The sequence below is a fragment of the Vannielia sp. genome (assembly GCF_029212645.1).
Lineage (GTDB): Bacteria > Pseudomonadota > Alphaproteobacteria > Rhodobacterales > Rhodobacteraceae > Vannielia.
The window spans coordinates 19,680-41,936 of sequence record NZ_JARGND010000028.1 but is presented as its reverse complement, the minus strand read 5'-3'; the positions used below and the strand labels follow the sequence as shown (position 1 = coordinate 41,936).

Below are 22,257 nucleotides of genomic sequence, written 5' to 3'. Positions count from 1 at the left end.
GCCTTCAGCCCCAGCCCGGTTTTTACCGCCAGCGCCACGCAGCCCTCGTTGATCACCGGCAGCATCCCCGGCATCCCCGCATCCACGAAGGCGACATTGCTGTTGGGCTCGGCGCCAAATTGGGTGGAGGCACCGGAGAACAGCTTGGCCTTCGAGGACACCTGCGCATGAACCTCCATGCCGATCACAAGCTCCCAATCGCCGGTCGCACCGGACAGGATTTTGGGCTTGGGGGCGTCATAGCTGAGGTCGAGCATCGCAGGTCTCCAGAGGCTGTTTCGGCCCTTCTAGGCCCTTGCGCGAAAGGGGGCAAGCCGCAGGCTTATCCGGCTGGTGACAGGGCTGTGCCTGCATAGGGCTTGGCGGGGCGGTTTGGCCGCGCCGCGCGCCAGAATTGGCCTATACCCGCCATATTCAGGGAGAAACCGCGCGGATTGTTGCCAAATCTCCGGTAAATCCCTGTCGATTGCGCGTGAGGGGTGCTTGATAAGCCATTGCAAAAACGGGCAAACTGCCGCTCGTGATGATGAAAGCCCCAATCTTTGCGCTGCTGGTGGTGGCGCTGCTTCCGGGCGTGACGGCTGCGGAACTTTCGCCCGAGATCCGCCCGGTGCCACGCATCTCGGCCATGGGCGGGGTGCTGCCCGATGGGGCCACGATGCCCGCGCCCCGGATCACCCGTTTGCCCCCCAAACGCCGCCCCGCGACCCTGCCGCGCACCCGGTGGGAGCGGGTGGCGGGCAGTGATCTATGGACCCGCTCGGCGCTGTCTGCTCTCAAGGCCCATGGGCGACCGCTGATCACCATGGTGCCGAGTGACATTTCCGGCTTTTGCCCAGCCTATGAACAGCAACCCCCTGAAAAAAGGGCGGAATTTTGGGTTGGCTTCCTTTCGGCCCTCGCCAGACATGAAAGCACCTATCGCCCGCGCGCCGTGGGTGGCGGTGGCAAATGGCACGGGCTTTTGCAGATTTTGCCCTCCACCGCGCGGCTTTACGGATGCCGCGCCCGCTCTGGCGAGGCGCTGCTCAACGGCCCGGCAAACCTGTCTTGCGCGATCCGCATCATGGCCAAAACTGTCCCGCGTGACGGCAAGATCGGTGCCTCTGGCAAAGGCGGTGTGGCGGCGGATTGGGGGCCGATGGTCTACCGCAAGAAGCGGGCTGACATTGCTGCCTACACTCGCCGCCAAAGCTACTGCCGGCCGCTGGCATCGATTCGCCCGCGACAGCGGCCCGCAAGAAATGACCGATAGATCAGTCGCCTAGCATCCGGCCCACCATCTCGGCGGTGTTCTCCGAAAGGCCCTCAAGGGCGGCGATCCGGCGCAGCTCATCCCGGATCATCCCCTGGCGATCCGCATCATACCGCCGCCAGGTTTCAAACGCCGTCGTCATCCGGGCGGTGGTTTGCGCATTCACCGGATCAAGCTTGATCAGCCAGTCCGCATAAAGGCGGTAGGCCGCGCCGTCCGCCCGGTGAAAGCCCGCCGGATTGGCCATCATCGCGCCCAGTACCGAGCGGAAGCGGTTGGGGTTTTTCCAGTCAAAATCCTTGTGCTCTGTCAGCCCTTTAGCCACGTCTACCATCGCCTCCGGCGCGGCTTGCACCACTTGCAGCATGAACCATTTGTCCATCACCAGCCGGTCGCCCTGCCACTTGTCGTAAAACGCCTGCGCCGGTGCCGCGCCCTGGCCGCGAGACAGCAAAACGGCGAGCGCCCCAAGCTCCTCGGTCATATTGTCGGCGGCTTCGTACATCGCCTTGGCGCGGGTGCAGCCATCCAGCCGCGACAGGAGGGAGAGGCACGCGAGTCTCAGAGAGCGCTTGCCCGCCGCCTCGGCATCGGGCGAGTAGGGGGGCGGGGTTAGGTTTTCGTCGTAAAGCGTTGAAAGGACAGGCTCCAGCGCCCCTGCAAGTGCTTCCTGCAAAGCCTCCCGCGCGGCGTGGATCGCTGCCGGATCCGGCACATGCCCGTGATCGAACAGCGTTTGAGCAAGGTCATCTTCGGAGGGAAGGCCAAGCACCAGCGCGCGAAACGCCGGTTCAAGGGTGGTGTCCGAAAGGGCGCGTTCAAGGCTAAGGACATAGTCTGGGTCAGGGGCGGCATCCTCGGTGATCATCCGGGTGAGCACGTCCTTGGCCAGCGCCCGGCCCGCCTCCCACTTGTTGAAAGGGTCGGTATCATGGGCGAGCAGGAAGGCGCGGGTTGGGTTATCGAGCGGGCGGTCCAGCACCACGGGGGCGGAAAAGCCGCGCAGGATGGAGGCGGTTGGTTTTGCGGAAAGCCCTTCAAAGTCAAAAGATTGCTCGGCTTTGTTCATTTCCAGAACCGTGGTTTCCACCACCTCGTTGCCATTTGGCCCCAGCAGGCCCACGGCAATGGGGATGACTTGCGGATGCTTCTCTGGCTGGCCGGGGGTGGCGGAATTTTCCTGTTTGAAAGCAAGGGTTAGCGTGCCGTCCTTGAAGTTTTCTTCCACCGTCAGGCGCGGGGTTCCGGCCTGCGAATACCAGCGGCTGAATTGCGAAAGATCCCGCCCGGTGGCGTCTTCAAACACCTTCAACCAGTCTTCTATCGTGGCCGCCTCGCCGTCATGGCGCTCAAAGTAGAGATCCAGCGCCTTGGCATAGCCCTCATCCCCCACCAGGGCCTTCAACATACCGATCACTTCGGCGCCTTTTTCATACACGGTGGCGGTGTAGAAGTTATTGATCTCAATGTATTCTTCGGGGCGAACCGGATGGGCCAGCGGTCCCTGATCCTCGCGGAACTGGCGTGCCCGCAGTTGCAAAACGTCTTCGATCCGTTTCACCGCGTGGCCGCGCATATCGCCGGAGAATTGCTGATCGCGAAACACCGTCAGCCCTTCTTTCAGGCAGAGTTGAAACCAATCACGGCAGGTGATGCGGTTTCCTGTCCAATTGTGGAAATATTCATGGGCGATGATGCCTTCGATCAGGTCAAAATCACGGTCTGTTGCGGTTTCAGGAGAGGCCAGAACATACTTGGAATTAAAGATATTCAGCCCTTTGTTCTCCATCGCCCCCATGTTGAAGTCATCCACGGCGACAATGTTGAAAATCTCCAAGTCATACTCGCGGCCATAAACCTCCTCATCCCACTTCATCGAGCGGATCAAGGCGTCCATCGCGTAGCCGGCCTTGTCCTCATCTCCGGGGCGGACCCAGATGTTGAGCTCTACGTCGCGGCCCGACATGGTTTTGAACGCGCCGGGGTAGTTGGTGAGATCGCCCGCGACGAGAGCAAAGAGATAGGCCGGTTTGCGCCAGGGATCGTCCCATTCGGCAAACCCCTGCCCGTTGCTGGCCTTGTTCCCGTTGGAAAGCAGCACGGGCATGTCACTTTCGATGCGCACCTTGAACGGGGCCATCACATCCGGGCGGTCGGGGTAGTAGGTGATCTTGCGAAAACCCTCGGCCTCGCATTGGGTGCAATACATCCCGCCCGACATATAAAGCCCTTCGAGCGAGGTATTGGTCGTGGGGTCGATCTTGACCTCGGCCTCCCACACGAACGGGCCTTCGGGCACCGCGCAGGTGAGGCCCTTGGCGGTGATCTCTGGTGCGACTTCCGCGCCGTTGATCTGGGCGGAGAGCAATGTAAGTTCCTTGCCGTGCAGGAAAATTTCAGATGCTGCCTGGGCCTCGGGGTTGGGTGCGAAGTGAATTTTCGAGTGCACGCGGGTGTCGTTTCCGGCCAGAACAAAGCGCAGTTCAACCTGCTCCACGATAAAGGGGAAGGGCGTGTAATCGGCCAGTTTCACCGGGGTGTGCACGGGGGCTGCGTCTTTCATCATGGACCTGCTGCTTGGGAACTTTCTTCGCGAGGGCGACGTTATGCTTATGAAGCTGGCTCATCAACCGCACAACTTGAGCCAAAGGGCAGGGCGGCCCCCTGCCAGAAACGAAACAGCGAAGGAAACACCATGTCAGCCCCGGAAACCAACATCGAAAAGCAATCCAAACGGCACGGCGGACCGCTGCTTGGTATGGCGGTGGGCGTTGGTTTTGCCCTTATTCTTCTGGTCGGGTGGCTCACATGGGCTGCCTACAACGGCGATACGCCGGGCGATCCCGAGGCGGTGGGCCCCACCGGTGAAATGACGACAACCGACTGACGCCACAGTGCGCCCGGGGAGGGTGGCCCCTCTCCTCCCCGGCTCGCATTGCGACAGGGCGCGCAATCGCCTAGCATGTCGCTGCGACGCCCCGTGCAGCGCCGACAATTTCGAAGACAGGGACAATTTATGACCGACCGTATTGAAAAAGCCGGGCTCCAGTGGGACGCCGGGCTTGCGACGTTTATCGAGACCGAAGCCTGCCCCGGAAGTGGCGTTGAGCCAGAGGCCGTATGGGCCGGGATGTTTGCCCTGGTGAAGGCTTTTGGCCCCAAGAACCAAGCCTTGCTTGAGCGGCGTGAAGCGCTTCAGGAACAGATTGACGCTTGGCATGTAGAACACCGCGCCAAGCCGCATGATGCCGCCGCCTACCAGCAATTTCTCAGCGATATCGGCTATTTGGTCGAGGAGCCGGAGGATGTGACGGTGAATCCACAGCGGATCGACAGCGAGATTGCCGCCGTGTGCGGGCCGCAGCTTGTGGTGCCGATCACCAATGCCCGCTTTGCGCTGAACGCTGCCAATGCCCGCTGGGGATCGCTTTATGATGCGCTCTACGGGACCAATGCGATGGGCTCGCTGCCGCCTGAGGGCGCGTTTGACCAGGCGCGCGGACAAGAGGTTGTGAACTGGGCCAAGGCGCATCTGGATCGTGTGCTGCCGCTGAAAAAGGGATCATGGGCCGATGTCAGCACCATGGCGCCCGGCGGGCAGGGCAAGCTGATGGTGATCGCGGGCAAAATCTCGACCGAGCTGGCCGATCCGAACCAATATGCCGGGTGCAACCGGGATGAGCGTGGCCGGATCACCGATGTGTATTTTAGGGCCAATGGCCTGCACATCGTGATGTTCATCGACCGGGCCGACCCAATTGGCAAAGCCGATCCGGCGGGGATTGCCGACATTTTCGTTGAGGCCGCAGTGTCAACGATCATGGACATGGAAGACAGCGTTGCCGTGGTGGATGCCGAGGACAAGACCCATGCCTATCGCAACTGGCTTGGCCTGATGAAGGGCGATCTGACGGCCCCGGTGGGGGAAGGCGATGGCGCCTATATCCGCGAGTTGAACCCGGATATTTCCTTTGAGAGCAAGGCCGGGCGGCCTGCGCTGCTGAAGGGGCGGGCGCTTATGCTCGTGCGCAACACCGATCTTTTGATGTACACCGATGCGGTGCTGGACGGGGAGGGCAACCCGGTGCCGGAGGGGCTGCTTGATGCACTGATCACGCCGCTTTGCGCCTGTCATGATATCCGCAACAACCCGGCGGAAAGCGAGCGGCCCTCGAACTCTCCCAAGGGGTCGATCTATATCGTGAAGCCCAAGCTGCATGGCCCCGAAGAGGTGGCCTTTACCTGCCAGACCTTCCAGGCGGTGGAGCAGGTGCTGGGCCTGCGCGAAGAAACGATCAAGGTCGGGATCATGGATGAGGAGCGCCGCACCTCGGCCAACCTCAAGGCCTGTATTGCCGCTGCCGGGGATCGGATTGCCTTTGTGAACACCGGTTTCCTTGATCGCACCGGCGATGAGATCCACACTTCGATCGAGGCCGGCGCCATGATGCCCAAGGGCCGGATGAAAACCGCGACCTGGCTTCAGGCGTATGAGGATCGCAACGTGGATATTGCCATGGACTGTGGCCTCAAGGGGCGCGCGCAGATCGGCAAGGGTATGTGGGCGATCACCGATGATATGGCCTCGATGCTGGAGCAAAAGAAAAGCCATCTTGAGCAGGGCGGCACCTGTGCATGGGTGCCCAGCCCCACGGCGGCGGTGCTGCACGCGACGCATTACCATGAGACCGATGTGTTCAAGCGGCTTTACGAGATTGCCGAAGAGGGCAAGGGCGAGCCGCGCCGCAGCCTGGGTGAGTTGCTGACCATCCCGCTGCAGGAGGGCGAACTGCCAACCAGCGAGGTGCAGACAGAGCTTGAAAACAACTGCCAGAGCCTGCTGGGCTATGTGGTGCGTTGGGTCGACCAGGGGGTGGGCTGCTCAAAGGTGCCCGACATCAATGACGTGCCCTTGATGGAAGACCGCGCCACCCTGCGCATCAGCGCGCAAGCGATTGCCAACTGGCTTTTGCACGATGTGGTGAGCCAGGAGCAGGTGCTTGAAGCCTTGAAGGCGATGGCCAAGAAGGTGGATGCGCAAAACGCTGACGATCCGGCTTATACGCCGATGGCGTCCGGCTATGAAGGGATCGCTTTTCAGGCCGCTTGTGACCTTGTGTTCAAGGGCCGCGAGCAACCCTCGGGCTATACCCAACTCATCCTGCAAGCGCGCCGCCAAGAGGCCAAGGCCGCAGGCTGATAAGGCAACATCGGGCAGAGCAATAAAAATGGCGCGTGGAGCTTGTTGCCCCACGCGCCGTTTTTCAAACAACCCTGGAAAAAGGCGTTGGCCTGTTACCCTTGGGGATGCGTCAGGATGTAGTGCTGAGTGCTGTGGTCGTCGCTGTCTTGCGCGGCTTTCAGCGCGAGCAGCTGCTCCAGCGAGTAAAGGCCGGGCTCAACGCCCACGTCCTGCGCCAGCTTCTCAACCGAACCGCTTACCGGTTTGACCTGCAGGGCCGCATCACCGCGGCTGGTGGTGCCGTTTCCTGTGGCCAGCGGACCCTCGGGGTTGGAGAGGACGTATTTGATTTGTGCGCTTTTCTCATCGCCTGCGTCCTTCAGGATGAGCAGTTGCTCCATCGAGTAAAGGCCGGGCTCAACACCGATGTCATTGGCCAGCGATGTGCTGGAGGCCAGTGCCGGAACGGCGACAGCAGAAGACGCAACGAGGGCGAGGAGGGTGGATTTCATGTAAGTCATTTTCTGTCCTTTAGCGGGTGCCCGTCTGTTGGCGGGCGTTTAAGTTTGGGGCGTCGGGGGAGCCTTGGTGGCTTCTTGGCGTCCCGCTTGGGATGGTATTGATATGGGGGTGCCAAACGGCCCATTACAGGTGCAAAACCGCCCTGAGGGATGTGCATTTTTGCGCGGACCCAAATCTCGTTTCTTGCGTTCGGGAGCGCGAGGCAAAACCTTCACCCCTTAAAAAGGCGTCAAAAAAAGGCGCACGGACGGGTCGCCCGTGCACCTTCTGTTTGCCGTGGCAGAGGGGGATTACCTGCCGGAGGCGGGGTTTTGCAGGATGAACCGCTCGGTGGTGTGATCATCGCTGTCTTTTGCGGCTTTCAGCGCAACCAGTTGCTCAACCGAGTAAACACCGGGCTCAACACCTACGGATTTGGAAAGCGAGGCGGGGTCGGCGAAAGCCGGAGCGGTGATGGCTGCGGCGGCAAGGGCGAGAAGGGATGTTTTAACAGTGTTCATGTGTCTGTCTCCTGAGTTCAGTCGATTGCCCGTTGTGGGCGGTTTATGTTTCTCCCGGCGGATCAGCGATTGCCTGGCCGTCGGTGATGGACTGAAATAAGGGGCAGAAAGGCCGTGAGAAAACGGCGAATTTTGCCGTCCCTTCTGTGCGGAACTGCGCATCACAGAGAGGTGAGCGGGCGTTGTCTTTCGCCTTGGCCTGATTATCGCGCGTGCCGGTTATTGATTGCCTTTTGATCGCAGGGCGCGAAAGGAACGGGGCGCTTGCAACATCTGCCATGCTGCCCGGATAGGGTGCTTTTAATCGCGCAGGATGACGTTTTCATGACTGTTGCAGGTGTTTCCGGGCGGCCAAAACCGTTGGGGAACGGATGCGCACATTGGTGCGGCGATGGCATGGGGGGGGATTACAACGGGTCTGTGCGGCGCGATTCAACAAATCTGCAAACCCAGGCAGGCGTGTTGAGAGGTGCTGTGCGATAATGCGGGGCAAACTCCGCTTTAAGCCGGTGACGTGCAAAGCTATACCTAGGCAAGTGGAAATGACAGGATTGCCCCATGACACGCCCAACCGTTGGCATCATTTGCAACAGCCACCTGATCAACGAACAGTATGCCGTTCACGCAGGCGGCACGATGAACACCGAGGCTGTGGCCTGTGTTTCGCGCGCCATGCCGGTGCTGATCCCGGCCGATCCGCGGTTTGTGTCGATCGAGGAGTTGATGGCGCGTTGCGATGGCTTCGTGTTTCCCGGCGGACGGCCCAATGTGCACCCTGAAGAATATGGCGAGGCCGCAACCGAGGCGCATGGCGAATTTGACCGGGCGCGGGATGCCATTGCCTTGCCGCTCATTCGCGCCTGTGTTGAGCGCGGCCAGCCGATCCTTGGCATTTGCCGGGGGTTTCAGGAAGTTGCGGTCGCGATGGGCAGCACCCTGCACCCCGAAATCCGCGAGCTTCCGGGCCGGATGAACCACCGGATGCCGCCTGACGGAACAACGGAAGAGAAGTTTGCCATTCGCCACAAGGTAACCTTCATCGAGGGCAGCCAATGCGCTCAGGTGTTTGGCGCAACCGAGGTGATGACCAACACGCTGCACGGTCAGGGCATTAAAACGCCGGGCGCGCGCATTGTGGTCGAAGGCGTGGCCGAGGATGGCACGCCCGAGGCCATCACTGTGCGCGACGCGCCGGGCTACACGGTTTCGGTGCAATGGCACCCTGAATATAACGCGGCGCAAGACCCGGTGAGCCGCCCGCTGTTTGAAAGCTTCGGCGAGGCCGTGCGGCAGTGGGCCGCTCATGGCGCCGCACCGGGATTGAAAAGCGTCGGGTGAGGGGCGGGCGCTTGCCCGGCCTGCGACCATTGGACCGTCTCGACAATACCGGCAGCCTCGCACAAGGATTGCGCCAGAACTGATGCAAAGGACATGTCCCGATGCAAGGACCAGACGGTAGCCAGGGCCTGCGTGGCGCGTTGAAATGGCTCGATATGCCGCCTCTTTGGACGCTGCTTTTCATTGCGCTGGCATGGGTGCAGGCCAGCCGTTTCCCCGAGTTCACGTGGGAGCATCCGGCCTTTGATCTGCTGGGCGGGCTGATGGTGGGCGGCGGGCTGATTTTGGCGGCGCTGGCCTTCGTTCAGTTCCGGCGCGCCAGCACCACGCTGATCCCGCACCAGGAGGCACAGGCGCTTGTGACCTCCGGCATTTACAGCCGCTCGCGCAACCCGATTTACCTGGGCGATGCGATGATCATTGCGGGGCTTTGTGCCTTTTGGGGGGCTTGGCCCGCGCTTGTGGTGCTGATGCCGCTCTTCATCTGGCTCATCACCGACCGCTTCATCCTGCCCGAAGAAGACCGCCTCGTTGCTGCATTCCCCGAGCAATTTGAAGCATGGGAAAAGCAGACGCGGCGGTGGATTTAGGATGTTTCGAGGGTCTTGCTTGTAATAAAATTACCGAAGGTGATAGGAATGCCTGGCTGTCTGCCCGCCGTTGCGCGGAATTTATATGAGGGAAGGGGGATAATCCGTTGAAAATCGGGACACCCAAGGAGGTTCTTGAAGGCGAGAACCGTGTGGCCATGACGCCGGATTCGGCGCTTCAGCTTCAAAAGCTGGGCCATGAATGCATAATTGAAAGCGGAGCCGGGGCGAATGCCGGGTTCTCTGATGCCGCCTATGAGGCGGCCGGGGTCACGGTTGTGAAAACAGCCGCAGCGCTCTGGAAGGAGGCCGACATCATCGCGAAGGTGCGGATTCCCACCGACGCCGAGGCCAAGCGGATGCGCGAGGGCCAGACGCTGATCTCGTTCTTTGCGCCCGCCGAAAACGAAAAGCAAATGGAGCAGCTCGCCAAGAAGGGCGCGACCGTGGTCGCCATGGAGATGGTGCCCCGCATCAGCCGTGCCCAGAAGATGGATGCGCTGTCGTCGATGGCCAATATCGCGGGCTACCGCGCGGTGATCGAGGCGGGCAACAACTTTGGCCGGTTCTTTACCGGGCAGGTCACGGCGGCCGGCAAGGTGCCGCCTGCCAAGGTGCTGGTTGTCGGCGCTGGCGTGGCCGGACTTGCCGCCATTGGCACCTCGACCAGCCTCGGGGCGATTACCTATGCCTTTGATGTGCGCCCGGAAGTGGCAGAGCAGATCGAATCGATGGGGGCAGAGTTTGTCTTCCTTGATTTCGACGAGAGCAGCCAGGACAGTTCGGCAACCGGGGGCTACGCGGCCCCGTCCTCGCCGGAGTTTCAGGAAAAGCAGCTCGCCAAGTTCCGCGAGATGGCCCCCGATATTGATATCGTCATCTGCACCGCGCTCATCCCCAACCGGCCCGCGCCGGTGCTCTGGACCAAGGATATGGTCGAGCTGATGAAGCCCGGTTCGGTGATCGTGGACCTTGCCGCCGAGCGCGGCGGCAACTGCGAGTTGACCGAGAAAGACAAGAAAATCGTCACTGACAACGGTGTAACGATTGTGGGCTACACCGACTTCCCGAGCCGGATGGCCTCGCAGGCCTCAACGCTTTACGCCACCAACGTGCGCCACATGCTGACGGATCTCACACCCGAGAAGGACGGCGTTGTTGACCACAACATGGAAGATGACGTGATCCGGGGGGCGACGGTTACGCACTCCGGTGAAGTCACCTTCCCACCGCCGCCGCCCAAGGTGCAGGCCATTGCGGCTGCGCCCAAGAAGGCACCGCCAAAGGAGCTGACGGCAGAAGAGAAGAAGGCGCAGGAAGTTGCCGCCTTCAAGACGCAAACCAAGAACCAGGTGACGCTGATCGCCATTGGCGCGGTGCTGTTGCTGGCGGTGGGTCTGGTGGCCCCGGCGAGCTTCATGCAGCACTTCATCGTGTTTGTGCTTTCGGTCTTCATCGGCTTCCAGGTGATCTGGAACGTGGCGCACAGCCTGCACACGCCGCTGATGGCGGTGACCAACGCCATTTCGTCGATCATCATTCTGGGGGCGCTGATGCAGATCGGCTCGGCCTCCTTCCTGGTGATCCTGCTTGCCGCGCTCTCGATCTTCATGGCCGGGATCAACATTTTCGGCGGCTTCCTCGTGACACGGCGCATGCTCGCCATGTTCCAGAAATCCTAAGGGGGCAGGGAAATGGAATTTGGATTCACCACCGCGGCCTATGTGGTCGCAGCCGTTCTCTTCATCCTGTCGCTGGGCGGGCTTTCCGGGCAGGAAAGCGCAAAACGCGCCGTCTGGTATGGCATTGTCGGCATGGCGCTGGCTGTTGCGGCCACGCTCATTGGCCCCGGCTCGGGCTATTGGCTCCTGTCGATCCTGCTGATCGCGGGCGGCGGGGCGATTGGCTACGTTGTCGCGCAACGGGTGCAGATGACAGAGATGCCGCAGCTTGTGGCGGCGATGCACTCGCTCGTCGGTCTGGCGGCGGTGTTCGTTGGCATTATCGCGCACTTCGAGATGGGCCGTGTGGCCGGGATCGTCGCCTCAGCGCCAGAAGGGCTGACAGCGGCAGGCATGGAGGCCTGGATGCACGAGCAGCATCTTGGCACCTTTGCCGCGATCATCGCGCATAAAACCCCGATCGAGCTTTCGATCCTGCGGGTTGAGCTGTTCCTTGGCATCTTCATCGGTGCTGTCACCTTTACCGGCTCGGTCATTGCCTATGGCAAGCTTGCGGGCAAGGTTGCCTCTGCGGCCACCAAGCTGCCGGGGGGGCATTTGCTCAATGCGGGGGCGGCGGCGCTCTCGGTGCTCTGCCTGCTCTGGTACGTCAACACCGGCGGTTTCTTCCCGCTCTTCGTGATGACGCTGGCGGCGCTGTTCATTGGCTACCACCTGATCATGGGGATCGGTGGGGCGGATATGCCTGTCGTCGTGTCCATGCTCAACAGCTACTCGGGCTGGGCCGCAGCGGCGATTGGCTTTAGCCTTGGCAACGATCTGCTGATCGTGGTTGGCGCGCTGGTCGGCTCTTCGGGGGCGATCCTGAGCTACATCATGTGCAAGGCGATGAACCGCAGCTTCGTGTCGGTGATCCTTGGCGGCTTCGGCGGCTCGGCGGGCCCGCAGATGGAGGTTGAGGGCGAGCAGGTGGCGATTGAGGCTGACGGCGTTGCCGCAGCGCTCAACGATGCCGACTCTGTCATCATCATCCCTGGCTATGGCATGGCGGTGGCGCAGGCCCAGCAGGGCGTGGCCGAACTGGTGCGCAAGCTGCGCGCCAAGGGCAAGAATGTGCGCTTTGCGATCCACCCGGTCGCAGGCCGCTTGCCCGGCCACATGAACGTGCTGCTGGCCGAGGCCAAGGTGCCTTATGACATCGTGATGGAAATGGACGAGATCAACGACGACTTCCCCGATACGGACGTTGCTATCGTGATCGGCTCCAATGACATCGTGAACCCGGCGGCGCAGGAAGACCCGAACAGCCCCATCGCCGGGATGCCGGTGTTGGAGTGCTGGAAGGCCAAGCAGGTGTTTGTTTCCAAACGGGGGCAGGGCACCGGCTACTCGGGCATCGAGAACCCGCTGTTCTTCAAGGAGAACACCCGGATGTTCTACGGCGATGCCAAGGCCAGCCTTGATAAGCTGCTGCCGCTGATCGACTGATTTAGCACAAACCCACGAAAAAAAGCCCCCGGTGAACAGGATCACCGGGGGCTTTTTGCTGGGCAGGCCTCAAAGGCTCTCCCTCAGGTTGCATATGTGCGGTTGACATGGATATTTCAGTGTGGTGCCCTGAATCCGACGTTTGCCACTTTGGCAGGCGTAGGGGAGGTTACCATGAAGGTTTTTGCGTTGGCCGCATCAGCGGCTCTTGTTGGCGTTCCGGGTTATGCCGGTGAGATTGCCACCTATAGTTTCGCGTCTGAAACGCTGGAACGGGAGTATGCCTATACCGTTTATCTGCCGGACGGGTACGACGAAAGCGGGCTGAGCTACCCGCATATGTATCTGCTCCACGGCTCGGGCGGGGATGAGACCAATTGGGTGATCAAGGGACAGGCCAAGCGCGTGCTCGACGAGGCGATTGCCGATGGCACGATCCCGCCTGCCGTTGTGATCATGCCGGGCTCGTTAAGCTGGTGGGTCGATGGCTATAATGAGCCAGCCGAAACGGCTTTCTTTGACGATCTGATCCCCCATATCGAAGCGACCTGGCGGGTCATTCCCGAGCGCGAGGGCCGCGTGGTTGGCGGGTTGTCCGCAGGCGGGTATGGCACCGTGAACTTTGTGCTCGAGCATCCCGACATGTTTGCCGCCGGGGCCGCCATGTCTCCGGCCTCCTATCTGCCTCAACCGCCTGAAAGCTCCTCGGCCAATCGCCATGCGACCTATCTGGACGCAGAGGGCAATTACGATCCCGAGAAGTGGACCGAACTGAACTACACCGCCTATCTCGATGATTATCTGGCGGGCGATATCGTTGTGCCGCTCTATATCAACTCGGGCGATCACGATGTCTTTGACATCGCCTATCACGGAGCGGTGCTCTACCAAAAACTGCGGGAGCATCAGCCGACGGATGTGGAATACCGTGTAGTGGATGGTGATCACGAGTGGCGGGTCTGGGCTGAAACGCTGCCGGAAGCGTTGGAATATGTCTTCTCGCATACGGTTCTGCCGCGTGGAGAGGCCACAGCGGCGGCGAGCGAATAGGCGTTTGTGACGCCGATGGTGCGGTGTCTGGTTGGCCCCGTGATGTGAGGCCTTTTGGTGCCGGTGCATCCAATGAAATGCCCGGCACGCCTTTACGGTGCGCCGGGCAACTCTTTCCGTCAGTCTTGAGGTGGGCTGCGGCTAGGCCGCGAGGTTGATTACAGCGTGATCGCCCAGATCGGCGGCGTCATCGCCCATATTTGCGCGCACCATCTCGATGCCGAATTGCAGCGCGTTGGCATCAACGGTCCAGATTGCCGCCTCGCTCAGCGGCATCTCCAGCAGCAGAACAGAAGGGTCGTCCTTGCCATCCTTGAACCACATGGAAGCGGCGGGGGACCAGAGCTCTTCAAGCTTGGCGGGATCATCGACCGGGGCGATCTGGCCGGACATGCAGGCGTAAAGATCGCCCTTGTCGGTGACGGTGAAATGCGCCGTCGCGCCGCTGCCGATCTCGCGGGCGAGGTCGGTATCGCGCGAGGTGATGAAGCGCAGGGTTCGGGTGGCCTCATCGAAGTAGTGGGTCATCGGTTGCATGTGCGATCGCGCGCCCGCGATCCCCAGCATCCCGGTGCGCTCATCATCGAGCGCCTCGAACAGGGCTTTGCGTAGCTTTGTCACATCGTGATCAGAATTATGGTGAGTCATGATTGGCCTCCTTTGAAGGACCAACACGAGCGAGCGCCGCTGGTTCCTTGAATGGCGCGGGTTGTGCACCACTGTATGCCGATAACCCCCTGAAAAGCCGCGTGATTTTTCTTTACATGCAGGGCGGTGGTGCGTAGCAAAATGGAAACACGAGGGCAGGCCATGACCGGCATCGAAGATCATCCGCTGCGTTACGGGCTGGCCAATGAGCTCCATGCGCGGCCCTTTCCAGCGCTCGAAGTGCCCTGCCGCGCCGCCTATCTTGCGCTGAAACCCGCAAAAAACGCCGCCGGGCGCGACCGGGAGCGGGACCGCGCCCATCTGATCGAGCTGCTGGACCGCTACGGCGCGCCGCACCCGCAACCGGGGGCCACGCATTACTTTGGCGAGATCGGCAAGCACCAGCTCAAGTGGGAAAGCCACACCGAGTTTGTGACCTACACTATCTTTGGCCCCGGCGTTGCCGACACCCCGTTTGATGGCGACACCTTCAAGATGTTCCCCGCCGATTGGTTGGCCAGGGCCCCCGGTGTGCGCGTGACCTCTGCCTTGATCCGGGTGGAGCCAATGCCAGAGGACGAGGCCAGCATCGGCCCGCTGCTGGACCAGTGGATGGTGCCGGAGAGCCTTGCCCTCAGCCAGGTAGTGGACGGCGATCTGATTGTTGGTTCCGATTTCCGGATTGATGCCGCCGGGCACATCCGGGTTGCCTGCTTTGTGCGCGCAGGCGTGGGGCGGAGGCGTGTGGGGCGGGTGGTGCAGCGGCTCAACGAGATTGAGACCTATAAGGCGATGTCGCTTTTGGGGTTGGGCCGCGCAAGGGCGCTTTCTGCCGAGATGGCCAAGCTTGATGCCGAGTTGACAGAGCTGGTAGAGGCGATGACGGCGCGCCAACCCCACTCAGCCGAGGACGACCTGAGCCGCCTTTTGCATCTGGCGGCCGAGTTGGAAAAGCTGGTCACGCAAACGACCTTTCGCTTTGGCGCAACGCAGGCCTATGAGGCGATTGTCTGGCAACGGATCGAGGTGTTGCGCGAGGCGCGGTATCGGGGGCGGCAGACCTTCAAGGAGTTCATGACCCGTCGGTATGATCCGGCCATGCGCACCGTCAAAAGCACCGAGGCGCGGCTGAAGGCGATGGCCGAACGGGCGGTGCGGGCCGGGGATTTGCTGCGCACAAGGGTGGATGTGGAGCGGCAGGCGCAAAACCAGGCGTTGCTGGCCTCAATGGACCGCCGCGCTGATTTGCAATTGCGCCTGCAACAAACGGTTGAGGGGCTTTCGGTGGTGGCGATCAGCTACTACGCGGTCAGCCTTGGCACCTACCTGCTTGTGCCCTTTGCCAAAAAGCTCGGGGTCGACAAGATATGGGTGTCTGCCGGGCTGACGCCGGCGGTTATTCTGCTGGTGTGGCTGATGGTTCGACGGATCCGAAAGAAGCTGCATTGAGCAGGCGGGCGGCGATAGCTCCGCCCGCAACAATGGCCACCAGCGCCAGAACGGCGGCAACCGAAAGGGTGCTCACGCCGCTAAGGCCAGCCCCCACCGAGCAACCGCCCGCCAGCACGCCACCCACGCCCATGAGCACGGCTCCGGCAAGGTAGCGGCCGGTTTGGGCGGGGCTTTCAAAGCTCTGCCAGCGGAACTCACGCGAGACCAGCGCGGCGATGAGCGCGCCAAGCACCACGCCGCCGAGCAACCCGGTGCCAAAGCCTGCCGGGATCGAGCTGGAGGCGACAGACCAGAACAGGCTTTCAGCGGCGGGGGAGGTGAAGGACAGGCTTTCCAGCGCGATGGGATCGAAATCATCATAAAGGATGTAGCCGGTGCCGACCCAGGCCAGCGGTACAAGCGCCCCAACGAGGGCACCCAGCGCCAGTGTGGTGGGCCGTGCGCCAGACCGCAGGGCAAAGATCAGCGCGGCGGCAGCGATCAAGCCAGCCGCAAGCCATGCGCCGCCCGGCAGCGCTGCAAGGCTGGCCGCATCGCCCAGCGGCAGGGTCACAGCGCCCAGTGTGGTGCGCAGGGGCGCGAACACGCCTTTGAGCGTGGCGTGGGCAGCAATGGCGAAGATCACCAGCACCGTGAGGGCCCGCAGGTTGCCCTGGCCCGTCAGCACTGTCAGGCGAGAGACACAGCCGCGCGTCAGCACCATGCCGGCGCCAAACATCAGCCCACCGGCCACGATGGCCAGCCAAGGCAGCTCGGCGGCAAGGAAGCGGTGCGCTGAGACATCGACCAGCCCGGCATAGATCGCCGCCTGGGTTCCCAGAACGGCCACCGCCAGCCCGGTGAGCCAAACACCAGCGGCGCTTTTGCGCTCTCCGGCATCGCCCGCCACCGCACGGCGCAGGCAAAAGCGGCTGCGCTGCGCCAGCACACCAAACAGCACACCAACCAGCAGAGCGAATATCACGCTGGCTTGGCGGGCGGTGGTTTCTTCAAATCCGAAGCTCTCGAACATGGGGATTCTCCAGGTGGCAGGAAATGCAGCCACTACGTGGCCCCGAGCGTGGGTGCAAACGGCTTTGGCGGGAGGGCGTTCAAGGCTGGCCTGTGGGGCGGGAGGATATTCAGCAAAGGGCATGGCTGGCGAAACATTTGTTCCGCCAGGGCCGCCACGGCCCGCTCAACCGGACTTTTTTCCTACCTACCGCGAATTCGTGGATCGAGCGCGTCGCGCAGACCGTCGCCGATGTAGTTCACCGCCAGCACGGTGAGAGAGATCATCAGGCCGGGCCAGATCACCCGTTCGGGATAGGTGACCATCCTGTCGGTGTTATCCGCCAAAAGCTTGCCCCAGGAGGGGAAATCCGGCGGGAAGCCGAGGCCAAGAAAGCTCACCGCGCTTTCGGTGATGATCGCCGTGGCCAGCCCCAGCGTGGCCGACACCATGATCGGCGAGAGCACATTGGGCAGCAGGTGGCGGGTGATGATCTTGAACGGCCGGGTGCCGATGGAGCGGGCCGCAAGGATAAACTCGCGCTCTTTCAGGGCCAGAATATCACCGCGCACGATCCGGGCGGTGGGCATCCAGTTGGTGATGCCAATGACAACCACCACCAGCACAAACGTGCCCGCGACCGAGCCGAACTGCGCCGAAAGCGCCGGGCCATAGAGCGTGGCGGCAACCAGCACGAGCGGCAGCAGCGGCAGGGAAAGGAACAGATCTGTCAGCCGCATCAAGGCCCCGTCGAGCGCGCGGAAATAGCCCGAAACCACACCGATGAGCCCGCCAAGGAACAGCGACAGCAGCATGGCCGCCCAGCCGACCGACATCGAGATCCGCCCGCCTTCGATCAACCGGGCCAGCAGATCACGGCCAAGGTTATCGGTGCCAAGCGGGTGCCACCAGCTCACCTTGGGCGCATCAAGCCAAAGGAGGGTGTAGATCGGGCGCATGTCCTTGGCGCGGATATCCAGCTTGCGCGGCTCAAACGGCCAGATATAGGGGCCAAGCAGCACGAAGAGGGTCACGAACACCAGAAACCCGCCGCCCATCAAGGCGCCGCGATGGCTGCGAAACTGGCGCCACACTTCTGACCACTGGCTGCGGGAGGCCTTGGTTGGGCCATCGTTTGCGGTGGTGGTGACGGTGGTCTCAGTCATAGCGGATCCTCGGATCGAGCAGGCCATAAAGGATATCGGCCACAAGGTTGAACACCACGATCAGGATCGCGAAGATGAAGGTGAGGCTCATCACGGTGGGGATGTCATTGGCCTGAATCGCCCCGATCAGCTGATCGCCAATGCCGTTCACCTTGAACACCCGCTCGGTGATGATTGCGCCGCCAAAGATGGCCGGAAGCCCCAGCGCGATCACGGTCACAACCGGGATCAGCGAGTTGCGCAGCACATGCACCATGACAACGGCCCACTCTGAAAGGCCCTTGGCGCGCGCCGTGCGCACATAGTCCTGATTGAGGTTGTCGAGCATGGCGGAGCGCATGTAACGGCTGATCTGCGCGGTGGTTTGCAAGGCCAGCACCATCACCGGCAGCACCATCTGGCGGATTTGCGCCTGAAAGCTCGCCCAGCTGTCAACGACCAGCGTCGTGTCATAAAAGGAGGGGAACCAGAAGAAACTTTCACGCGGCATCTGGACGGTGAAGAAGATGATCATCAACACTCCCGAAAAGAACGGCGGCACCGAAAAGCCGATCATCGAAACAAAGGTGCCGGTCTGGTCAAACACCGAATACTGCCGATAGGCCGAGATGATGCCGATGGGCAGGGCGATCAGCACCCCAACCACATAGGCCATGCCCACCACCCACAGGGTTTGCGGCAGGCGCTGGAGGATTTCATCAAACACCGGGCCGCGGGATTTCCACGAGACCATGCGGAACCAGCCATCGGTGATATTGGTGCCAAAGGCCCAGTCAAAAAACACCATCGGCTCAACCACGGCGAACTGGTAGAGCCATTTGAAGTAGCGCTCATACCAAGGCCCGTTGAGCCCAAGCTGCTCGCGCATCAGCGCCTTGACGCTATCGGGCACCGTGAGCGGCACCTGTGACATCGGATCGCCCGGAGAAAGCTCCAACAGCAGAAAGATCACCAGCGAAATCACCAGAAGCGTCGGGATCGCAAGCAACAGTCGCCGGATGGTGTAAGTGATCATATAGGGGGCACGCGCGTTTGGGATATGGAGAGGGCCCCGCCCCGGCGGCGCCGGGAGGGGGCGGGTTTAGGGGCTCAGGCCCGGATCAGTTTTTGATCCGATACCAGTCCGCCACGTTCCACAGCTCGCTGTCCCAGACATTGAGCTTCACGCCGCCGAGGCTGTGGGCGTGCGCCGAAAGACGACCACGGTGCACCAGCGGGATCATCGCGCCACCGGCGACGGCCAGGTCATTGAGCTTTTTCGAAATTTCGGCCCGTTCTGCGGCGTCGGCAGTTTCTGTCAGCTTCGCATAAAGCGCGTCATATTCCTCGGAGCAGAAACGCGACATGTTCTCACCCTGCCATTGGCTGGCGGGCGAGGGGGCTTTGTCACACAGCATGTTGCCGAGGTAGCTTTGCGGGTCGGTGCCGTTGAAGGTATTGGCATACATTTCAACGTCGGCGTAGAACTTCTGGAAGGTGTCAGGCGAGCTGGGATCGCCGCCAAAAAACACCGAAGAATCCACGTTGCGCAGATCAACCGCAAAGCCGATTTGCTCCCACCAGTCCTTGATCAGCGCCTGGAAATCCTGACGCACGGCGTTGGTCGATGACTGGTAGAGGATGCGCATTTCAACGCCATCCTTTTCCCGCACACCATCGCCATTGCTGTCGACCCAACCGGCGGCCTCAAGCTTGGCTTTCGCGCCTTCGATGTCCGGGGTGGAGCAGTCAAAGGTGGTTGAAACCACGGCGGGCGGAGCGGGGATCCAGTTACAGCCAACCTTGCCGGCCTGGCCATAGCCAACCTCAACCAGCAGCGGGCGGTCGATTGCCATCGACATGGCCTCGATCACCTCAATATCCTTGAAGATCGGGTGGGGCCTGATCACGCTGCGCTCGTCGGGACCAAGCGCCGGGTCAGCGTTGGTTTGGTTGACCATGATGCGCTCAAGCAGCGGGCCAAAGCCTGCAACCGCTTTGCCTTTGCCTGCGGCTTCCATCGTGGCGATCACATCGGGGGCAAGCTGAAGGTTCCAGCCGTAATCAAACTCGCCGGTTTCCATGACAGCACGGCCCGCCGAGGTGGCATCGCCGCCGCCCTTGAAGGTGATGCTGGCGAAGGCTGGCTTGCCTTCGTGGCGGAAGTTCTCGTTGGCTTCATAGGTGATGACGTCGTTTGGCTTGAACTCGACCACCTTGAACGGGCCGGTGCCGATCGGGTTGAAGTTTTGTTCGGTGCAGGTTGGGGCATCGGCGCCGAGGCAGTTGGCGAATTGTGCCGCTTGCAGGATCGGGCTTTCAGCGCCCACGAAGGGCCCGTAAGGAAAGGGGGTGGGCTTGTCGAAGGTCACCACGACCGTTTTCTCATCGGGTGTTTCAACCGAGGTCACACCGGAAAACTTGGTGAGCTGGGCACAGCCGCCATCGGGGTGCATGCAGTACTCGGCGGTGAATTTCACATCGGCCGAGGTGAGGGGCGTGCCATCCGACCACAGGATGCCGGGGGCGATCTTCCAGGTGATCTGGGTGAGATCCTCGGTGACGCCGCCATTCTCAACGGTGGGAATTTCTTCAACCAGCCAAGGGGTTAGCGTGCCAGCTTCGTCATAACGTGCGAGGGGTTCGAGGGTGAGCGAAGCGGCTTCGGTATCCTTGGTGCCGCCCGAAAGGAATGGCGTGAGGATGGACGGGGCCTGCCAGTAGATGATGCTGACATTGCCATCGCGGCCACGTTCGCCTTCATGGCCTTCGGCGAAAGCCATGGGGGCCAGCGCACATGCTGCTGTCGCTCCGAGGAGCGCATTCACGAGTTTCATTGGGTTCTCCTTGTTGAACATTTGATCCCTCGGGCAGGGCCCGGTGGCTCAGTCCGAAAGTTTGGGTTGGGGGCGCGCAGAAGCCGCAGTGCCAAATGGCCTGCAAACGCACTGTGATCCCCCAAGGTGAGAAATGCCTTAGCTGGCAAGCGTCTCTCCCGAACTTCTTTGTTTTATATGGGTTTTTTGCGCTTCCACTGATGCAGAAACGACGTCCCCTAACATGACGTTAGCATGAAACCTTGGTCTCGCAACGGATTCCTGCTTTGACCCTGCGGCGGTTTTGATCAGATGCCCGCCGATGAGGCGCTTCCTCTTGACGTCTGCCTTTTGCCGCACCACCCTTTGCTCCGTGCCCATGAAAAGGTGACCATTCCCTGTGACCCCACGCGAGATTCTTGAAAAACTGGTTGGGTTTCCAACGGTTTCTGCCGTCAGCAACCTGGAGTTGATCGGGTGGGTTGAAGGGTGCCTCGCTGCTGAGGGAATTACGGCAACGCGGGTGCCGGACCCGACCGGAGAAAAGGCCGCAATTTTTGCGTCCATAGGCCCTGACGCTCCGGGGGGATTGCTGCTTTCAGGCCATACCGATGTGGTGCCGGTTGCGGGGCAAAACTGGACATCGCCGCCGTTTGAGGTGCAGGAGCGCGATGGCAAGCTCTATGGGCGCGGCACGGCGGATATGAAGGGATTCGACGCCCTTGCGTTGTGGGCGATGGGGCAGGCAGCGCGGTTGCATAAGGAGGGGCGGCTGAAGCGGCCTTTGCAGATTGGCCTGTCTTACGACGAAGAGGTTGGCTGCTTTGGAGCGCCCCCGATGATTGAGGCGCTCCAGGCCAGCGGGTTGCCGCGTGCCGAGGCGGTGATCGTGGGCGAGCCTTCAATGCTGCGGCCTGTTACCGGGCATAAGGGAAACCTTGGATTTCGCATTCATGTCATCGGGCACTCTGTTCATTCTTCGATCATGCATGAGGGGGTGAGCGCGATCATGGAGGCGGCGCGGCTGATTGAGGCGGGCAATCGCCAAAATGAGATGAACTTCGCCAGGCAACCCACTGAAACAGAAAGGATTTTCAACCCGCCGTGCACCACGATCCACTGTGGCAAAATAAATGGCGGCGAGGTGCATAATATCACCGCCAGGGATTGTGAAATACTGTTTGATTTCAGAGTGATGCCAGAGGAACCTACAGCAATGTGGCGGGATTGGCTGACCGGGCAGATTGCCCGCATCGAACCCGCGATGAAAGCCCGCCACCCCGAAACCGGATTTGCACTATCCGAACTTTTTGACGTTCCCGGCCTTGCGCCCGAACCTGACGGGGAGGCGATTGCCGAGCCATTGGTGCGGCGGATCACGGGGGACAATGGCACCCATGTGGTCAGTTTTGCATCCGAAGCGGGCCAATTTCAGGCAAAGGGTTACTCCACCGTGATTTGTGGCCCCGGAGATATTGCGCAGGCCCACCAACCCGACGAATACATTACCAAGGACCAGTTTGAAAAAGGCCGGGCTTTCATGGACCGCCTGCTGGACCATCTCACAACTGCCGCGTGACGGAAAAAAGGAGCCTTCC

At 61.3% G+C, this 22,257-nt stretch carries 19 protein-coding genes and 1 pseudogene; 10 read left to right on the top strand and 10 right to left on the bottom strand.

Annotated elements, in window-relative coordinates; genetic code table 11:
• A pseudogene (gene gatB, locus P1U55_RS10430) lies at positions 1–257 on the bottom strand (Asp-tRNA(Asn)/Glu-tRNA(Gln) amidotransferase GatCAB subunit B); the annotation flags it as partial.
• 266 nt (positions 258–523) lie between these two features.
• Here gatB and P1U55_RS10425 point away from each other — a divergent pair.
• Positions 524–1,255, top strand: a complete 732-nt coding sequence (locus P1U55_RS10425; RefSeq protein ID WP_301047516.1) for a transglycosylase SLT domain-containing protein — start codon at positions 524–526, stop codon at positions 1,253–1,255.
• 1 nt (position 1,256) lies between these two features.
• Here P1U55_RS10425 and pepN read toward each other — a convergent pair whose 3' ends face one another.
• Positions 1,257–3,818 carry an aminopeptidase N gene (gene pepN / locus P1U55_RS10420; RefSeq protein WP_301047517.1) on the bottom strand — a complete coding sequence of 854 codons (2,562 nt, stop codon included), beginning with the start codon at positions 3,816–3,818 and terminating at the stop codon, positions 1,257–1,259.
• Positions 3,819–3,950: 132 nt separating this feature from the next.
• Between pepN and P1U55_RS10415 the strand changes: the two genes are divergently transcribed.
• Positions 3,951–4,142 carry a hypothetical protein gene (locus P1U55_RS10415; protein ID WP_301047515.1) on the top strand — a complete coding sequence of 64 codons (192 nt, stop codon included), beginning with the start codon at positions 3,951–3,953 and terminating at the stop codon, positions 4,140–4,142.
• A 129-nt stretch (positions 4,143–4,271) separates the two neighbouring features.
• The gene (locus P1U55_RS10410; RefSeq protein ID WP_301047514.1) at positions 4,272–6,455 is read left to right on the top strand and encodes a malate synthase G; all 2,184 of its coding nucleotides are present in this window, start codon (positions 4,272–4,274) and stop codon (positions 6,453–6,455) included.
• A gap of 95 nt (positions 6,456–6,550) precedes the next feature.
• Here the strand turns inward: P1U55_RS10410 and P1U55_RS10405 are convergent, their stop codons facing one another.
• The 3 genes from P1U55_RS10405 to P1U55_RS10395 all read right to left on the bottom strand — a co-directional run bounded on the left by P1U55_RS10405 (position 6,551) and on the right by P1U55_RS10395 (position 7,739).
• Complete coding sequence (locus P1U55_RS10405) at positions 6,551–6,958, bottom strand: hypothetical protein (RefSeq protein WP_301047513.1); 408 nt, start codon at positions 6,956–6,958, stop codon at positions 6,551–6,553.
• Between the two features lie 291 nt (positions 6,959–7,249).
• Entirely contained in the window at positions 7,250–7,459 is a 210-nt protein-coding gene (locus P1U55_RS10400; RefSeq protein WP_301047512.1) for a hypothetical protein, read from the bottom strand.
• Positions 7,460–7,502: 43 nt separating this feature from the next.
• Positions 7,503–7,739 (bottom strand): hypothetical protein, encoded by a 237-nt coding sequence (locus P1U55_RS10395; protein WP_301047511.1) that lies wholly within the window; start codon positions 7,737–7,739, stop codon positions 7,503–7,505.
• A gap of 278 nt (positions 7,740–8,017) precedes the next feature.
• Here P1U55_RS10395 and P1U55_RS10390 point away from each other — a divergent pair, with 278 nt between their 5' ends.
• The 5 genes from P1U55_RS10390 to P1U55_RS10370 all read left to right on the top strand — a co-directional run bounded on the left by P1U55_RS10390 (position 8,018) and on the right by P1U55_RS10370 (position 13,607).
• Complete coding sequence (locus P1U55_RS10390) at positions 8,018–8,797, top strand: gamma-glutamyl-gamma-aminobutyrate hydrolase family protein (RefSeq protein ID WP_301047510.1); 780 nt, start codon at positions 8,018–8,020, stop codon at positions 8,795–8,797.
• Between the two features lie 101 nt (positions 8,798–8,898).
• Positions 8,899–9,387 (top strand): isoprenylcysteine carboxylmethyltransferase family protein, encoded by a 489-nt coding sequence (locus P1U55_RS10385; protein ID WP_301047509.1) that lies wholly within the window; start codon positions 8,899–8,901, stop codon positions 9,385–9,387.
• A 107-nt stretch (positions 9,388–9,494) separates the two neighbouring features.
• Positions 9,495–11,069 carry a Re/Si-specific NAD(P)(+) transhydrogenase subunit alpha gene (locus P1U55_RS10380; RefSeq protein ID WP_301047508.1) on the top strand — a complete coding sequence of 525 codons (1,575 nt, stop codon included), beginning with the start codon at positions 9,495–9,497 and terminating at the stop codon, positions 11,067–11,069.
• A gap of 12 nt (positions 11,070–11,081) precedes the next feature.
• Positions 11,082–12,557 (top strand): NAD(P)(+) transhydrogenase (Re/Si-specific) subunit beta, encoded by a 1,476-nt coding sequence (locus P1U55_RS10375; protein WP_301047507.1) that lies wholly within the window; start codon positions 11,082–11,084, stop codon positions 12,555–12,557.
• 174 nt (positions 12,558–12,731) lie between these two features.
• Positions 12,732–13,607 carry an alpha/beta hydrolase-fold protein gene (locus P1U55_RS10370; protein ID WP_301047506.1) on the top strand — a complete coding sequence of 292 codons (876 nt, stop codon included), beginning with the start codon at positions 12,732–12,734 and terminating at the stop codon, positions 13,605–13,607.
• 141 nt (positions 13,608–13,748) lie between these two features.
• On the opposite strand, the gene P1U55_RS10365 is transcribed toward P1U55_RS10370, so the two are convergent.
• Complete coding sequence (locus P1U55_RS10365) at positions 13,749–14,255, bottom strand: pyridoxamine 5'-phosphate oxidase family protein (protein ID WP_301047505.1); 507 nt, start codon at positions 14,253–14,255, stop codon at positions 13,749–13,751.
• Positions 14,256–14,417: 162 nt separating this feature from the next.
• On the opposite strand from P1U55_RS10365, the gene P1U55_RS10360 reads away from it, so the two are divergent.
• Positions 14,418–15,704, top strand: coding sequence for a DUF3422 family protein (locus P1U55_RS10360; RefSeq protein ID WP_301047504.1), 1,287 nt, complete (start codon positions 14,418–14,420; stop codon positions 15,702–15,704).
• Here the strand turns inward: P1U55_RS10360 and P1U55_RS10355 are convergent.
• The 4 genes from P1U55_RS10355 to P1U55_RS10340 form a co-directional block, all read right to left on the bottom strand.
• Complete coding sequence (locus P1U55_RS10355; RefSeq protein ID WP_301047503.1) at positions 15,652–16,719, bottom strand: YeeE/YedE family protein; 1,068 nt, start codon at positions 16,717–16,719, stop codon at positions 15,652–15,654. The two genes, P1U55_RS10360 and P1U55_RS10355, sit on opposite strands and share 53 nt — an antisense overlap.
• Positions 16,720–16,901: 182 nt before the next feature.
• Positions 16,902–17,864: an ABC transporter permease gene (locus tag P1U55_RS10350; protein WP_301047502.1), complete on the bottom strand. Its 963-nt coding sequence runs from the start codon at positions 17,862–17,864 to the stop codon at positions 16,902–16,904.
• Positions 17,857–18,879, bottom strand: a complete 1,023-nt coding sequence (locus P1U55_RS10345; protein WP_301047501.1) for an ABC transporter permease — start codon at positions 18,877–18,879, stop codon at positions 17,857–17,859. The genes P1U55_RS10350 and P1U55_RS10345 overlap by 8 nt, the downstream gene beginning before the upstream one ends.
• An 85-nt stretch (positions 18,880–18,964) precedes the next feature.
• Positions 18,965–20,680, bottom strand: a complete 1,716-nt coding sequence (locus P1U55_RS10340; protein WP_301047500.1) for a peptide ABC transporter substrate-binding protein — start codon at positions 20,678–20,680, stop codon at positions 18,965–18,967.
• Between the two features lie 379 nt (positions 20,681–21,059).
• Between P1U55_RS10340 and argE the strand changes: the two genes are divergently transcribed.
• A complete protein-coding gene (argE, locus tag P1U55_RS10335) occupies positions 21,060–22,238 on the top strand; it encodes an acetylornithine deacetylase (protein ID WP_301047499.1) in 1,179 nt (392 codons plus the stop codon).
• The last annotated feature ends 19 nt before the right edge of the window (positions 22,239–22,257 follow it).

Bases quoted from the DNA above. Each gene is read 5' to 3' on its own strand.
- P1U55_RS10375 (WP_301047507.1), top strand. From the start codon at position 11,082: ATGGAATTTGGATTCACCACCGCGGCCTATGTGGTCGCAGCCGTTCTC.
- P1U55_RS10365 (WP_301047505.1), bottom strand. From the start codon at position 14,255: ATGACTCACCATAATTCTGATCACGATGTGACAAAGCTACGCAAAGCC.
- P1U55_RS10345 (WP_301047501.1), bottom strand. From the start codon at position 18,879: ATGATCACTTACACCATCCGGCGACTGTTGCTTGCGATCCCGACGCTT.
- P1U55_RS10400 (WP_301047512.1), bottom strand. From the start codon at position 7,459: ATGAACACTGTTAAAACATCCCTTCTCGCCCTTGCCGCCGCAGCCATC.
- P1U55_RS10405 (WP_301047513.1), bottom strand. From the start codon at position 6,958: ATGACTTACATGAAATCCACCCTCCTCGCCCTCGTTGCGTCTTCTGCT.
- P1U55_RS10390 (WP_301047510.1), top strand. From the start codon at position 8,018: ATGACACGCCCAACCGTTGGCATCATTTGCAACAGCCACCTGATCAAC.
- P1U55_RS10425 (WP_301047516.1), top strand. From the start codon at position 524: ATGATGAAAGCCCCAATCTTTGCGCTGCTGGTGGTGGCGCTGCTTCCG.
- P1U55_RS10360 (WP_301047504.1), top strand. From the start codon at position 14,418: ATGACCGGCATCGAAGATCATCCGCTGCGTTACGGGCTGGCCAATGAG.
- P1U55_RS10370 (WP_301047506.1), top strand. From the start codon at position 12,732: ATGAAGGTTTTTGCGTTGGCCGCATCAGCGGCTCTTGTTGGCGTTCCG.
- pepN (WP_301047517.1), bottom strand. From the start codon at position 3,818: ATGAAAGACGCAGCCCCCGTGCACACCCCGGTGAAACTGGCCGATTAC.
- P1U55_RS10415 (WP_301047515.1), top strand. From the start codon at position 3,951: ATGTCAGCCCCGGAAACCAACATCGAAAAGCAATCCAAACGGCACGGC.
- P1U55_RS10395 (WP_301047511.1), bottom strand. From the start codon at position 7,739: ATGGCAGATGTTGCAAGCGCCCCGTTCCTTTCGCGCCCTGCGATCAAA.
- P1U55_RS10340 (WP_301047500.1), bottom strand. From the start codon at position 20,680: ATGAAACTCGTGAATGCGCTCCTCGGAGCGACAGCAGCATGTGCGCTG.
- P1U55_RS10355 (WP_301047503.1), bottom strand. From the start codon at position 16,719: ATGTTCGAGAGCTTCGGATTTGAAGAAACCACCGCCCGCCAAGCCAGC.
- P1U55_RS10410 (WP_301047514.1), top strand. From the start codon at position 4,272: ATGACCGACCGTATTGAAAAAGCCGGGCTCCAGTGGGACGCCGGGCTT.
- P1U55_RS10385 (WP_301047509.1), top strand. From the start codon at position 8,899: ATGCAAGGACCAGACGGTAGCCAGGGCCTGCGTGGCGCGTTGAAATGG.
- P1U55_RS10350 (WP_301047502.1), bottom strand. From the start codon at position 17,864: ATGACTGAGACCACCGTCACCACCACCGCAAACGATGGCCCAACCAAG.